General features: G+C 53.7%; 16 protein-coding genes. 7 read left to right on the top strand and 9 right to left on the bottom strand.

Translation table 11 applies throughout. The features are described from left to right. Window positions 1-214: 214 nt before the first annotated feature. Window positions 215-985, bottom strand: coding sequence for a nickel pincer cofactor biosynthesis protein LarB (larB, locus tag G491_RS0105545; protein WP_028313872.1), 771 nt, complete (start codon window positions 983-985; stop codon window positions 215-217). Window positions 986-1,196: 211 nt separating this feature from the next. Here larB and kdsB point away from each other — a divergent pair, with 211 nt between their 5' ends. Further along, window positions 1,197-1,934, top strand: coding sequence for a 3-deoxy-manno-octulosonate cytidylyltransferase (kdsB, locus tag G491_RS0105540; RefSeq protein ID WP_028313871.1), 738 nt, complete (start codon window positions 1,197-1,199; stop codon window positions 1,932-1,934). A gap of 67 nt (window positions 1,935-2,001) precedes the next feature. On the opposite strand, the gene G491_RS0105535 is transcribed toward kdsB, so the two are convergent. Continuing rightward, window positions 2,002-3,051 carry a hypothetical protein gene (locus tag G491_RS0105535; protein WP_028313870.1) on the bottom strand — a complete coding sequence of 350 codons (1,050 nt, stop codon included), beginning with the start codon at window positions 3,049-3,051 and terminating at the stop codon, window positions 2,002-2,004. A gap of 16 nt (window positions 3,052-3,067) precedes the next feature. Continuing rightward, window positions 3,068-4,597 (bottom strand): glutamine-hydrolyzing GMP synthase, encoded by a 1,530-nt coding sequence (gene guaA, locus G491_RS0105530; RefSeq protein ID WP_028313869.1) that lies wholly within the window; start codon window positions 4,595-4,597, stop codon window positions 3,068-3,070. 246 nt (window positions 4,598-4,843) lie between these two features. Here guaA and G491_RS33420 point away from each other — a divergent pair, with 246 nt between their 5' ends. The 4 genes from G491_RS33420 (at window position 4,844) to G491_RS0105510 (ending at window position 6,633) form a co-directional block, all read left to right on the top strand. Further along, window positions 4,844-5,608, top strand: coding sequence for a phosphoribosylanthranilate isomerase (locus tag G491_RS33420; protein ID WP_028313868.1), 765 nt, complete (start codon window positions 4,844-4,846; stop codon window positions 5,606-5,608). 170 nt (window positions 5,609-5,778) lie between these two features. Continuing rightward, window positions 5,779-6,123: a hypothetical protein gene (locus G491_RS0105520; protein ID WP_012609269.1), complete on the top strand. Its 345-nt coding sequence runs from the start codon at window positions 5,779-5,781 to the stop codon at window positions 6,121-6,123. A 28-nt stretch (window positions 6,124-6,151) separates the two neighbouring features. After that, window positions 6,152-6,334 carry a hypothetical protein gene (locus G491_RS0105515; RefSeq protein WP_012609270.1) on the top strand — a complete coding sequence of 61 codons (183 nt, stop codon included), beginning with the start codon at window positions 6,152-6,154 and terminating at the stop codon, window positions 6,332-6,334. A gap of 11 nt (window positions 6,335-6,345) precedes the next feature. Next, complete coding sequence (locus G491_RS0105510) at window positions 6,346-6,633, top strand: integration host factor subunit alpha (RefSeq protein ID WP_012609271.1); 288 nt, start codon at window positions 6,346-6,348, stop codon at window positions 6,631-6,633. 350 nt (window positions 6,634-6,983) lie between these two features. Here G491_RS0105510 and G491_RS33415 read toward each other — a convergent pair whose 3' ends face one another. After that, window positions 6,984-7,457, bottom strand: a complete 474-nt coding sequence (locus G491_RS33415) for a universal stress protein (protein WP_012609272.1) — start codon at window positions 7,455-7,457, stop codon at window positions 6,984-6,986. On the opposite strand from G491_RS33415, the gene G491_RS0105495 reads away from it, so the two are divergent. Together G491_RS0105495 and G491_RS0105490 are read left to right on the top strand one after the other, a co-directional pair. Continuing rightward, window positions 7,444-7,851 (top strand): hypothetical protein, encoded by a 408-nt coding sequence (locus G491_RS0105495; RefSeq protein WP_028313866.1) that lies wholly within the window; start codon window positions 7,444-7,446, stop codon window positions 7,849-7,851. The two genes, G491_RS33415 and G491_RS0105495, sit on opposite strands and share 14 nt — an antisense overlap. A 91-nt stretch (window positions 7,852-7,942) precedes the next feature. Beyond that, a complete protein-coding gene (locus G491_RS0105490) occupies window positions 7,943-8,383 on the top strand; it encodes a universal stress protein (protein WP_028313865.1) in 441 nt (146 codons plus the stop codon). A gap of 107 nt (window positions 8,384-8,490) precedes the next feature. On the opposite strand, the gene G491_RS0105480 is transcribed toward G491_RS0105490, so the two are convergent. The 5 genes from G491_RS0105480 to G491_RS35320 form a co-directional block, all read right to left on the bottom strand. After that, a complete protein-coding gene (locus G491_RS0105480; protein WP_028313864.1) occupies window positions 8,491-9,303 on the bottom strand; it encodes an enoyl-CoA hydratase/isomerase family protein in 813 nt (270 codons plus the stop codon). A gap of 1 nt (window position 9,304) precedes the next feature. Then, window positions 9,305-11,707, bottom strand: a complete 2,403-nt coding sequence (locus G491_RS0105475; protein ID WP_028313863.1) for a DUF362 domain-containing protein — start codon at window positions 11,705-11,707, stop codon at window positions 9,305-9,307. A gap of 699 nt (window positions 11,708-12,406) precedes the next feature. Then, the gene (locus G491_RS0105465) at window positions 12,407-12,763 is read right to left on the bottom strand and encodes a hypothetical protein (RefSeq protein WP_028313861.1); all 357 of its coding nucleotides are present in this window, start codon (window positions 12,761-12,763) and stop codon (window positions 12,407-12,409) included. 106 nt (window positions 12,764-12,869) lie between these two features. Beyond that, window positions 12,870-13,487 (bottom strand): PAS domain-containing protein, encoded by a 618-nt coding sequence (locus G491_RS33410; RefSeq protein ID WP_169829392.1) that lies wholly within the window; start codon window positions 13,485-13,487, stop codon window positions 12,870-12,872. 132 nt (window positions 13,488-13,619) lie between these two features. Then, entirely contained in the window at window positions 13,620-13,868 is a 249-nt protein-coding gene (locus G491_RS35320; protein WP_169829391.1) for a hypothetical protein, read from the bottom strand. Between the last annotated feature and the right edge of the window lie 15 nt (window positions 13,869-13,883).

Here is a 13,883-nt window from a genome sequence, read left to right as displayed (position 1 = left end):
CCTCTGTCATAATTTTCTAACACACGGTATATTTTCTTGTCATTTTTTTTTACGGAAAAATAACATGGTTTACCACGGCCGGAACAGGGGCGATTCCATAAAAAAAAAGCCCGGGCGCAGGGCGCCCAGGCTTATTGGTATGCCGGTGGATATATCAGAAAGCAGCCGTCAGCTTAAGAAAACGGCGCTAATGGACAAAACATGCTTCTATTTCCTACTTGGCGATCTCTCTTTCCATATCCATATTGATCATGGAAGCCATGTATCCGGCGCCAAAGCCATTGTCGATATTCACCACCGCCACGTTGGACGCGCAGCTGTTCAGCATGGATAACAGCGCGGTCAGACCGCCGAAACTGGTGCCGTACCCCACGCTTGTGGGCACGGCGATGACCGGGCGGGGAACCAACCCGGCCACCACGCTGGGCAGGGCGCCTTCCATGCCGGCCACGACCACCAGCACCGAAGCCTGGTCCAGGATTTCCCGATGCGCGTACAACCGGTGCAGGCCCGCCACGCCCACGTCAAAGATGGTGCGGACCCTGTTGCCCATGGCCCGGGCCGTCAAAACCGCCTCCATGGCCACGGGAATGTCTGAGGTTCCGGCCGAAAGCGCCACAATCTCTCCCCGGCCTTTTTCCCGGATGGGATTGGGGGCGTACATGATCATCCGGGGCTGGGCGTGGTATTCGGCCTCGGGAAAGGCCTTTAAAACCGCATGCGCCTTTTCCCGGTCCACCCTGGTGACCAGAATGACGTCGTCCTGGGCCGCCATTTTTTCCATGATCCCGCAAATCTGCTCTGCGGTCTTGCCCTGGCCGAAAATCACCTCGGGAAAGCCTTTGCGCAGGCCCCTATGGTGATCCACGTGGGCGAAGCCCAGGTCTTCGTGGGAAAAGTGGCGCAGTTTGTCCATGGCCTGCTCCACCGGAGTGTCTCCGGCGGCGACCCCATCCAGTATTTTTTTTAAAAAGTCGGGATTCATTGAGAAAGGTTTATCCTTGCATGACTGATTGTTTTTTGTAGAGCATAATATTTACTTGCTTCATCTTAGCACAAACAGGCGGTTTTTGATAAGCGTCCTTTGGCCTTGGACGCAGGTTTATGTTATAGAGTTATCCCGTCGGGAGTCAATCGAAGTTTAACGATTGGATAAATAGATAAATGCATGATTTCTTCCATAAAGGGAGTCGCACATGAAAGTAGTTGTTATAATTCCGGCCAGGTACGGGTCCACCCGGTTTGAGGCCAAGCCCCTGGCCCTGATTGCCGGCAAACCCATGATCCAAAGAGTCTACGAACGGGCGGCCGCGGCCTCCAGCGTGACGGGCGTGGCCGTGGCTACGGACGATGAACGCATCGTCTCCGCCGTGGAGAATTTCGGCGGCAAGGCGGTCATGACCTCGGACGCCTGCCGGTCGGGTACGGACCGGGTCTTTGAGGCCGGGCGCACTTTGGGCCTGACCGGCTCGGACATTGTGGTGAACGTCCAGGGCGATCAGCCCGTGTTTGATCCCGAATGCATTGACGAGGTGACGGCCCCTTTGATCGGCGACCCCGGAACCGGTATGACCACCCTGGCTTTCGCCATTGTAAACGAACGGGAGTTGACCGATCCCAAGGACGTTAAAATGGTTTTCGACCAGGACGGCTGGGCTTTGTATTTTTCCCGGGCTACCATTCCCCACGACCGGGACGGGAACATGGAGTTCGACACATACAAGCATTTGGGCGTGTACGCTTACACCATGGATTTTTTGGCGGAGTTTTGCTCCCTGCCGGAGGGCCATTTGGAGAAGATCGAAAAGCTGGAGCAGCTTCGGGCTTTGGAATACGGCCTGGGCATCAAGACGGTCGTGACCGCCTTCGATTCCCCCGAAGTTGACCTGCCCGAAGACATCGCCCGCATAGAAGCGCTTTTGAAAGACCAATAAAAAAAAGGCCGGCGGCGGATGCTTGGTTAAGCTCCCGCCGCCGGCCTTGTCGATTCAATGCTTCCGTTTAATTGCCCAAATCCTGCTCCATAAAATCGCCGTCTCCGGGCAGGGGCACGGGGACCGTACGAGCCGGCGCGGGGGTCGCGGGTTTTTCCTCCGTCGTTGACTTTGCGGCGCCGGGCGCGGCCGGAGGCGTCGTCGCCGCCGGTTTGGCTGCACTGGCCGCCGGAGCGGCTCCGGAGGAGGCTTTCAGCATCACCTCCAGAGCGGCGAGCCTCTTTTCCATGCTCTCCAGCTTGCGCTCCACGGACTTTTCCATTTCCGACTTGGTCGCACTCAGGACGGCTTCCTGCTCTTTGCGCAGGGCCTGCACGTCATCCTTGAGAGTCTTGATGTCTGCGGCGGTTTTGGCGCTATCCTTTTTGACGGCGAATACGTCCTCGGAAAAGGCGCCAAGGTCCGTCCTGAAGGTCGTCAGGGCGTCTTCCTGATCCTCCATCTCCCGCTTGGTTGTTTCAATGGATTTGGCCAGGGCGGCCGTTTTTTTGGCCTGAGCGGCGTCATCGTCCTTCAAGCCCTTTTCCAGCTTTTTAATTTCCTCGTCCATGGTCGCCAAAACAGCGGCTTTAAAATTGTCGGTTTTCACCCGGGCGTCATGAACGGCTTTATCCGTATACTCCCGTTCTTCCTTAAGAAGATTTTGGACTTCGCTCCGGTCCACCTTGGAGGCCTGAATGCTTTTGGTGGCTTGGTCCAAGAGGCCTTGCACCTCGCCCGCCTGTTTGGACACTGACGCGATTTTTTCCTGCAATTCGTCTTCGGCGCCGTCCAACTCCTTCATGAGGGCTTCCACCTTTTGGTTGACGTCCTTGGTCAGACCTTCCACCTTGACGTCGCCCTTGTCTGCGATCGTGGTCAAACGCTGGGTGAAGTTCACCGCCATGAACGAGGCCAAGGCAACCACCAAGGCCAGTAGGATTACCCATTGGACCGTGATGCGGCGCTCCATTTTTTGAAAACGCTCTATGGTTAACTCTTCGCCATAGATGTCTTCGAATTCCTTTTCTTCCTTGCCCAGGCCGTCGTCCTGGCCGAACCCGGTTTCAAATGGCATGGCTCGTCTCCTGGCGTTACTCCCATTCGATGGTGCTGGGCGGTTTGGAGCTGATGTCGTAGACCACCCGGTTGACTCCGTTTATTTCGTTGATGATTCTATTGGACATGACTGCCAGCATGTCGTGGGGCAGCCTGGCCCAGTCGGCGGTCATGGCGTCCGTGCTTGTGACCGCGCGGATGGCGATGATGTTCTCGTAAGTGCGTTGATCCCCCATAACGCCTACGCTCTTAATGGGCAGCAGCACGCCGAAGGATTGCCACAGCTTGCGGTAGTAATCGTTTTTCCTGATTTCTTCTATAATCAGGGCGTCCACCTCACGCAGGATGCTGAGTCTTTTGGCCGTGACCTCGCCGATGACCCGGATGGCCAGGCCGGGGCCGGGGAAGGGCTGCCTCCAGACCATGTCGCCGGGCAGGCCCAGCTCCTCGCCCAAAAGCCTCACTTCGTCCTTGAACAGGTACTTTAGGGGCTCAATGAGCTTGAGCTTCATTTTTTTAGGCAGGCCGCCCACGTTGTGGTGGCTTTTGATCACCGCGGAAGGACCGCCGAAAGCGGACACGGACTCTATGATGTCCGGGTACAGGGTGCCCTGGGCGAGGAATTTCGCGCCCTTGATCTTTTTGGCTTCCTCCTCGAACACGTCCATAAAGACCTTGCCGATGATCTTGCGTTTCTTTTCCGGGTCCGTGACCCCTTTAAGGCCGGACAGGAATTTGCGCGAGGCCTTGGCGTAGCGGACCTTCATGTTCAGGTTTTGGGTGAAGACCTCTTTGAGGCGGTCGGCTTCGCCTTTTCTCAAAAGGCCGTTATCCACAAAAATGGGATACAGGTTTTTGCCGATGGCCTTGTGGATGAGCACGGCCGCCACCGAGGAGTCCACGCCGCCGGACAGGCCCAGGATGACCTTGTCGTCGCCGGCGGTCTCCTTGATTTCCTCCACGGCTTCCTTCACAAAGGATTTCATGGTCCAGTTGCGTTTGCAATCGCACACGTTGAAAAGAAAATTTTTCAGCATGCGTTTGCCCTTGGGCGTGTGGGTGACTTCCGGGTGAAACTGCAGCCCGAACAGCTTTTTCTTTTTATGGGCGATAGCCGCCACTTTGGTGTTGTCCGTGGAACCGGTGATGACAAATCCCTCGGGCAGCTCTTTGATTGAATCTCCGTGGCTCATCCAGCATTCGGTGGCTTCAGGCACGCCTTCAAACAGGCCGGCCGCTTCTTTGGGATGGAACATGGCCAGGCCGTATTCCCGTTTGTCCGCCCTTTCCACCTTGCCGCCCTGATTGTGCACCATGAATTGCAGGCCGTAGCAGATGCCTAAAACCGGGATGCCCAGGTTCAGCAGTTCAGGGTCGATTTTGGGGCTGTTTTCGGAATAGATGCTGGCCGGCCCGCCGGACAGGATGATGCCGTCCGGCGCCAGGGACTTGACCTTTTCCACAGTCAGCGTGGGCGGCTCTATTTGGCAGTACACCTTGTGCTCTCTCACCCGGCGGGCTATTAATTGGTTGTATTGGGATCCGAAGTCTATAATTATGATCATTGAGTTTCTCCCGGTTTGATTTGTTGTACGGCTTTTATCCGCCAGCATCCGGTTTGTTTGAAGGGTTAAGGTTTTGCGCCAAAGGCGTTTTACTAGCTTGGGAACATGGCTTTCAGCCAAGGTGCGGCAATCCGTAAAAGAAATAAAATGGCGCCGCCGCCTTTTCTTTTCTCGTGATTATGGTATAAGCCGCCGAAAAGTCAACCGCAATTTGACCCCATGGGAAACACGGAGGAGAAAGCGCCTATGACGACCGTCCAGATTTACGAAATACAAGAAGCCGAGGAAGCCCGTGAAATGGCCCGTTTGGGCGTGAATACCGTCGGCTCGGTGCTCACTTCCCGTGAAAGCTGGAAACAGGACTCCTTGGCGGAAGTCATGGCCGCCGCCCGGGAGGAGGGGCTTGTCAGCAGCCTGATTCCTTTGTTTACGGAACCGGAATTGATTTTGGAGGTTCTTGACTTTTATAAACCGGACCTGGCGCATTTTTGCGACGCGCTGACGGACTCCCAAGGCGTTCCTTTGGATTTGGCGCCCATGCTTGACTTGCAAAAAAAAGTGCGAAGCGCTTTTCCCAAAATAAAAATCATGCGTTCCATCCCCATAGCCCGGCCGGGCAGGGGGCATGTGGTCCCCACATTGGAGTTGGCCAGGGCGTTGGAGCCCATGAGCGATATTTTTTTAACGGACACCTGGCTGGGGGGCGGTCAGGATAACGACCCAACGGACCCGGTCCAGGGCTACATAGGAATCACCGGCCTGATATGCGATTGGGATATTGCCGCGGATCTCGTGAAGCAATCGGGCGTTCCGGTCATTCTGGCCGGAGGGATTTCCCCGGAAAACGCCTACGAGGGCGTTTTGCGCGTACGGCCTGCAGGCGTGGATTCCTGCACCCAGACTAACGCCGTGGATGAAAACGGCGCGCCCATCCGTTTTAAAAAAGATCCGGCCAAGGTCAAAACTTTGGTGGAGGAGACAGCCAGGGCGGACCGTAAAATCACAGGTTGATGTTTGGGAAATATGTGGGGACGTTCAATAAATGGAACTCAAAATATAAGGGTCGCGTCGATAGTTGGCCTCTAAGTCTTGACAATTGTTTTTAATACCTTTAACTTGCTGGGAGTCAGCCGTTGATAACGGGTGGGTCCCGAAACTAACTGGATGTAAATCATACAGCGATGAACTGCATTGATGGAATCGAAGGGGTGCTGAGGTGCATTCTGAGTGAATTCCAGGAACGCTATGTAGCGGGAACCCTGGATGACTCGGATTTTATTCCAAACCTGCGCGTTGTTATAGACGGTGCGGCCAGATTCCTGGAACAGAACGAGGAGCTTGGCATTGCGCCCGCCATTTTAAAAAAGGTCATGCATCAGGCATGCAAGGAATGGTGGCTGGAATTTGTAAAAAACCAGCAGGACGCGGCGGCGGCGGAAGACAAGGATACTCCCAGCGGAGACTCCTTGGAATATTTGGAACATTATTTTGACCACATATTTTATCACGGCGTCTATCCGGACTAAGCGCCGGATCGTTCCATGGAGGTAAGGGTTGCAGGACAAGGAGTTGGAGGACCTGGAAATAAAGGCCGAAATTGACGAGATTATGGAGTCTGTCAATCAAGTCGTCCAGAGACTGGAAAAACACGGCTTGCTCAATAAAAAAGAAGATAAATCGTCAGAAACTGAGGGACGTTCAATACCGGGCGCCGGCGCCGGCACGGTTGGAGAGTAATTGGAGGATCTATGGCGTTGACCAAATGTGACATCGTGGAAAAGATCTATGATATGGGATTCACCAAAAAGGAATCCGTGGATGTGGTTGAGCAATTGATCGAGATTATCAAGGATTCGCTCCAGGAGGGCGACGACGTGCTGATCTCCGGCTTTGGCAAATTCTGCATCAAACAAAAAGACCAAAGAAGGGGCCGCAACCCGGCGACCGGGAAAGACCTTATGCTGCGTGAACGCAAGGTCGTCACCTTCAAGTGTTCCGGAAAATTGCGCGATCTGATCAACGATTCCCAGGAATAAAGACTGCGCGTCCCTTTGTCTCAAAGGGACGCGTTTTTTTTGTCCTTGGCGAAAAAACGAGCGGCCATTCGGTATATTTCTTTCTCTTCAAAGATTCCCGAATGATGCCAATGCCTTGATGCAAGATCAGAGCCCGGCTCCGAGCCTTTCCTTTTGGGTTTTCTCCTGATGCGGCGGAAAACCCCCTCACCCACTTTATTTTGATAAACTTCCACACCCGGCCAGTATGTCGTCCGGCCTTATCTGCCTAAATTCTATAATATTTCTAACAATATTACAGAAGCGTCTGAGTTTAACGCCTTTCAATCCACGCCTTTGGAAATCCGCCATCCCAAAAACGGCCGGCCAAATCAGTCCACAACAATGACCGTTACCCCTGTGGCCCCCTGAAGCACCTTGGTGGTTACGCTGCCGGAAAAAAACTCCTTCACCCCGGACAGGCCCCGCCTGCCAAGCACCACGGTGTCGTATTTTCCTTCCTTGATTTCCTGGAGGATGTCCCGGGCGACGCCGGAGCGCTGCTCCTCCACGCGGCTTTTCAGGTTGTCCGGCGAAAATCCGGCGGCGACGAGGCGTTTTTCCGCCTCTCCCACGTACTCCTTCATGCGTTCCCTTTTGACGTCTTCCATGGTGCAAAAAACCTGGCTGTTTTTATTGAATAAGGGAGTGAGGGACGGGCTGTCCATGCCGCAAGCGGTCGAAACCTTGGGCAGGATGGTTATAATGACGACCGTTGCCGAGGGGTTCATGTTATTGGCCACATACTCCAGGGCCTTTTGTGCGTTTTCCGAGTCGTCCAGGGCTATCAGAATGGAATTTGCCATAATACTCCTCCTATTGCGCTTGGTTCAACTTCCGCATGTTAGTCCTTTAAAAATACGTTGCACTGTGATTATGATTCAAACTGATCCAAATGGTCAAATTAAATGTAATCAGGAACCCCTGGGCTGTAAAGGCGCATTTGATCACAGTAATGATTGGAAGCGCACGATTTGGCCGGACCCGGCGGCGCAAATGCAATTTACCGCTCAAGTTTTTGCGGTTAACGACTGTTCGGAATTGAGCGGAGGAACCGTGCGTCCCTTGAGTACGCCTTTTGGCTGTGTGAGTTATGTCGCATGGCGCGGATTCCTGTCAAAAAAGGAAAAAATTTTTGTGGTGAAACAATCCGCACCACGGCTCCTGTCAAGGATAGACGCTGATTTTGCTTGGGATTAGAGCGGGTTATTCTTTGACATCAAGCATCCCGATCTTATAGTAAAAAATAGGCCGTTATGAATCAACAAGGATTATCGGGAAAGGAGGCGCTATGAATATCAAGAATATATTGTTCCCCACGGATTTTTCATCCACCTCGGTTTCCGCTTTGCCATGGGTGTATTCCCTGACTGAAAAATACGGGGCGCAGGTGCACTTTTTCCATGTGGTGGAAAAATTGGGGCAATCCGGATTCGGATACGTCCCTGCGCCCACCCTGTCCAGTTGGAAGGATCAGATTTTTGAAAGTGCAGAAAAGACTTTCGAAAGGTTCTGCCATGAGCAAATGGACCAATGCCCGAATTTCATAAAGGCTATGAAAATCGGAAACCCCGTGGAAGAAATCATCGCTTACGCCAATGACAATGACATTGACCTGATCGTCATCCCTTCCCGTGCGCGCAAGGGGATGGATCGCCTTTTGATGGGAAGCGTGGCGGAAAAATTGGTGCGCTCTTCATCGGTTCCTGTGCTGGTCGTCAATCCCGATTAACCGGCGCATGAGGACAGCCCGCTACAAGCAGCAGCCATAGGCCGCGCCTGCCGGCAGGGCGTTGAATATGATGAAAACCGCGAAGGGCGGGATGCCTTGACCGGGCGTCACCGCCCCTTCCATTGGTACTTTTCGCCTTTAAGCCAGGCGCTCATGGCGCCGCCTGCGTCTTCGGACTTCAAGGCCGCGTCCAGGCCGTTTTGCTCAATAAGCAATGCCTTTTCAAAGTCCGGTTCCAATACTCCCTGGCGGATGGCCTTTTTTGCCAGGGATAGGGCTACGGGAGAACGGGACCCTATTTTTCTTGCGAAGGCCTTGGCTTCTTCCAAAAAAGTTTCTTTTTCATATAGCCGGTGAATCACGCCCAGATCATAGGCCTCCTCCGCGGAATACACCTTGCCGTGAAGAATCAGGTCCATGGCTTTGGCGACGCCCAGCAAGCGCGCCAGACGCTGGGTTCCTCCTGCGCCGGGGATGATTCCCACGTTGGTTTCCGGCAGGCCGTATGTGTGCTTTCCCTTGCCTGCCAGGCGAAAATCGCAGGACAGGGCGATTTCCAATCCTCCGCCATGCGCCTGTCCGTTCATGGCTGCAATGGTGATAAGGCGGCTTTGCTCCAGGGCCAGGTTCAGGCGGTTGAAGGGATAGAGTTTTTTGGGCTTGTCTTGCGTCGCTTCTTTTGTCTTCTGCCTGCCTTCGGACAGGGACGCCAACTCGCCCACTTCATAATGGGCGATGAAAAACCGTTCATTCCCGCCCGTGAGCATGAAGACCATGAGTTCGTCCATGGCTTCCAGATCCGCCAATAAACGCTGAAACTCGAACACGCCGTCCGCCGTTATGGTATGCCGCGGAGGATTGTTGAAGGTGCAAAAGGCGATGTTCTTTTCTATGGATACATCAAAGTATTTATAGTCCATGCTATTCCTCCAAAGGCCTGTCCGGCCACTGGATTTTTCCGCCGTCAAACTCGGCTGTGAAAACCTTGGCCGGGTCGGAAGTCTCCTGGACATGGGGAACCATGCCGCCGGCGCCAAATCCTTCGGGCACGTAAAGCACAAAATCCAAAGGCTCGAGTTCTCCATTTTTCAGGGCGTCCAGATACAAATGGGGCGCCTTGGGATTAGGAACGCCGAATTTTTCGCCCACAAACCGGCTGTTGTTCAAGTACCGGTCCGCGTACCCGAATGCGCAGCCCCACAGGCTGAACAAGCCTATGCGTTTGGGAAACTTCCAGCCGTACGTGATCTGATGGATATGGGCGTTTTTAAGCTGGGCGAAGCTGGGCCAGGCGCCGTTCCCCCAGGTCATGTCCGGATAAAACTGGTCCGGGACGTCCTTTTTTATGAACGCCATGGCCATGGCCACCACGGCCTGGGCGCCCCAGAAGAATTCCCGGTTGAAATAGTGGCCTTCGGCGCTCCAGGCGGGATCGGTCCCGCGCAGGGGATTGGCCGTCAGGTCGAAAAATCCCTTGAAGACGTTTTTCTGGTCCTTTTCGCCCCGGTAGCTGATAAACTGTCCGCCCAGGAAAAGGCTGGGGCCGAAAATGCCCTTTTTGCCGTTTTCTTCGTAGCTGACAACTCCGTCGCCGGTTTCGTCAAAGGCTTCCAGGAACTCCTTTTTCATGCTCAGGCCTTCCAGCTCGTCCACGGCGTCCAGGTAGCCGAAAAAGGTTTTCTGAAGATCCCAGGGCATTTTGTAGATGTCCCAGTACATGTGCTTGGTGTGGATGTCCGTAAAAGCGCCGTCGCTCACATATCCCAGCCTGCCGCCGTAAGACGCCAACGGGGCGCCGGAAACGTCGTCCCAGCCCGTTATAAAATAGTCCGATTGGCCCATGCCCCATTCTATGGCCTTTGCAATGGAAAAATCCCGGGAGATGGGATTGTCCAGAGCCTGCCCGGTGGTGATGGCCTTGCCCTCCAGCTTGGGGACGGGCTGAATCTGGGGGAAGGCTCCTCCGAATCCGTCGTCCAGGCCGGCTTCCACGGCCTTTTTCAGGCCCATGTTGCAGAACAGGTACCGGGCGCACATCAGGTCCACGGCCGCAACATCCGAACTCGCCATGATAAGGCCTTCGGCCAAAGCCTGGCCCAGACCCACGCCCTGGTGGTCCCGGTTGACGGTCTCAATGCCGTCCACAATGTGCAGCATCATCACGTCCTGGCCGGCCGCGGCCCGGATGATGTCCAGCATGGTGCCGGTTAGGCCGCCGGTCTTTTCCACCTTGTAGACCCCGTCCTCGCCCTTCACCGGAATCATCTGCTTGGGATCCAGTTCCGGCACCCAAACCTGATGGGGGATGCGGCTTTTGATGACCGGAATATCCGTGTCCGGCGTGCCGTACATCCATTTTTTGCAACCGGCGTGATTGGCCTGCAAAGGATAAAGCCCAATGCCCAGGTTCTTGATGGCGTTGGTGAACATTGCCTGGGAATGCACCTTGAGCTTGGGAACGTTGACAAGGACGCAGCCGGGATACTTGCGGCAGTCCTCGGGATCCGAGGGATCGCCGCCCACAATAGCCTTGTGCAGTACAATGGACTTGAAGCACTCGCCGTCGGGCAGGTCGATGGCCCGCCCCCGGTTGGGATCGTCGTGCAGCCTGTTGAGGTCGTAGATCATCAGGCGGTCGCCGACGTCTCCGGGAGCGACAAACTCGCCGCTCAAACTTTCCTCATAGCCCAGCATGGGGTTTTCGTCCGAGCCGGCAGGAAGGGTTTCCGCCAAATAGCGCCTTACAAAATAAAAACCCCAGCCTCCGTAAAAGTCATCGCACTTGCCTTCGTAAGCGGCTTCAGGCGTCACGGCCCGGCCGGTCTTTTTGACCTGGGTGTATTGGGCGGCCCTATAGGTGCTGTTGGAGGCCGCCTCGCCCATGCACATCCGGCTGTACCGGACGCCGCCTTTATCGTGGAACCAGCGCATAACCGCGGCCAAAAAGGCCCAGTCCGTATTGGCCACCACCCCGTTGAACAGCAGGTGGGAATAAGGCTCGATGTTTTCCACTGTCACCAGGTTGGGCTTCAAAAGCAGCTTCTTGCCCGCCTTGATTTTCGCCTGCACTCTCTGCAACAAGCCCTCGGCCTGATCCAGGGCGGACATGGCCTTGTCCATATTTTCATAGGTGTAATCGATCTTGGCCTTGATCTCCGCCCAGGCCTCCTGGTCGTCCTCTTCGATCACCTTTTTCAAAAGCGCGGGCGAGCCGATATAAGATTTTTCAGGCGAAACCCTGGCTGCGCCGATTGCCGCGCCCGAGTTATCCAGGGAGATTTCCCCCATATCCGATTTTACCGTGATGTCGTTTTTTTGCGTCATGATTCCCTTGCAGAATAAATTATGATTTTAAAGGGTTGGGGAGGACTTGGAGCGCCGGCGCTCCACCGCATTCCAATTTAACACGCTGTACTATTAACTATGGATTATTTTCACACTCGTCAAGAAAAAAGGAAAAACGAGCGCTCATTTTATTTTTTGCGGCGGCCCGCGCCGATGAATGCCCGGAGGGCGGTTAAGGCCAAGTTGCTATCAAAATAGCAATTTATTCACTTTTGGAGTTTTAATCCATGCCGCGCCAATAATTCACAACGACACTGGGTCCCCGTTTCCGGGAGTGGTGGAGATCAACGACGTCAGGATGGCCCAGGCAAGGTTTTTTTTGCCTGCGTTCGAAGAACAAAAGGCGCGGCCGCAAAAGAATGCGGAAATTGGGTATGATTGGCGGGCGCACGGACCTGCTCGAATTCATGCTTTTGTTTGGTTTTGGAAAGGGCGTTCGTCCGCTGGGGATCAATGGTTTCTATCCCCCCAAAGACCGCTTCTACTGCGCTCGCGCGCCCAGGCAGGATACTGTTCTGCCTGGGGCGCCCCACGGTCGGTTGGGGCATAGATCGTCATCCGGCAAGGGCGATTCGCTTTTCAGGATCGCTTCAAGCCGGGACCCAGCGTTATGGATTTGTCTATGAACATAATTACTTTTTTGAACCAGGGCTTATCCTGCGAATAACAAGCGGGGGGTTACACTTTCCCTTTGAACAACAGGAGCAACAAGGAGTGGACGGCAAACATGATTGATAAAAAGTGTATGGTCGTAATCCATCCTGTTAGGTCGCCGTAAAATGCTTTGGGCAATGCCTGGAAGGCTGCAAAAGCGAATATAAAAGCGATTACACTAACAAAATTCGAGCCTATTCTCCACGCATAGAAATTGGCCATGAACCAAATGGCGCCTGCAATCATGGAACAAAGAATCAATCCCATGGAAAGGGGATTGAGCATCAGGCTGGTGGATAGGATTCCTAATAGCGCCCCAGTCAGAAAGACCGGAGCATATTTTATCAGGAAGTTTACATGGTCTTCAAATTCCTGGTGCACGAGTTGTCCCGCCTAATCCTATAAAATCATTATTTGGAGCTTGATGACGGGCTTTTCACAATCAAAAGTCCTATGGGGTTATCATTTTCATAAACGGAAACGATATTCAGGATGACTCGTCTGTTTTCTTGCCCTTCATTTTTTTATACCATTCTTTGTCGCCGTATAGCTCTTCCGAGCATTCCGGGCACAAGCCATGGCTGAATTTCGCCTCGGAGTGGGTTTCAATATACGACTCGAGGAGCCCCCAATATCCTTTGTCGTCCCGGATTTTTTTGCATCGGGAGCAAATGGGCAGCAGGCCCCGGAGGGTTTGAACGTTGTCAAGGGCTTCCTGCAGTTGTTTTATAAGGTCTTTTTGGCTGTCCAGTGCGTCTTTCAGTTCCGTGACGTCCCTGGTGATGCCTTCCACGCCGCCGACTTCCCCCTTCTCATCCTTAAAGAAATGGGCGTTGGTGGAGGCCCACCAGACGGATCCGTCCTTGCGCCGTAAACGGGCCTCGAAGTTTTTTACATGCCCCTTTTCCATCAAAAGGGCCGTAAATTTTTCTCTTTCCTCGGGAACCAGATAGACTTCCTCGGCCATTTTCATGCCGATTGCTTCTTCCACGGTGTAACCGGACAATTTGGTTACGGACTGGGAAATGAAAATGATCTCCCCCTGCAGGTTTGTCCTGTATAAAAGATCAGAGCTGTTGTCGGCCAGCGAGCGATATATTCTCACGCTTTGCTCAAGATTTTTTATTGTGGATAGCAGCTCGGAATATGTCGGCTTCGGGGTCATAGAAACCATTTCCGTAACGGTAATGAGGCGTAATTAAGTGATTTCATTGTATGGCAAATGCCTCAAAATTAATCAATAGTAACTGACATATGGCTTTTTTTCAAGCCCTAATTGCCTAATTGCCAACAGCCCTAATTGCAGCACCATGGCGAGGAACAGCGGATTTATTTTTTGCGGCTCTTTGGCGGGCAGGCGTGCCAAAACCCTTTGCATAGCAATAGGCGCCGAAGACGGACAGCCTTCGGCGCCGTTCATGGCCCTTGTGGAAATCAACGCCTGGTTCAAAATTTCTTGACAAGTGCGCAATAAAAATGTAGTCAATTGTGTACACTCGTC

This window comes from Desulfatibacillum aliphaticivorans DSM 15576, from assembly GCF_000429905.1.
Classification (GTDB): domain Bacteria; phylum Desulfobacterota; class Desulfobacteria; order Desulfobacterales; family Desulfatibacillaceae; genus Desulfatibacillum; species Desulfatibacillum aliphaticivorans.
Note: the sequence above shows the minus strand (reverse complement) of the source record. Positions and strands in the feature narration are given on the sequence as shown.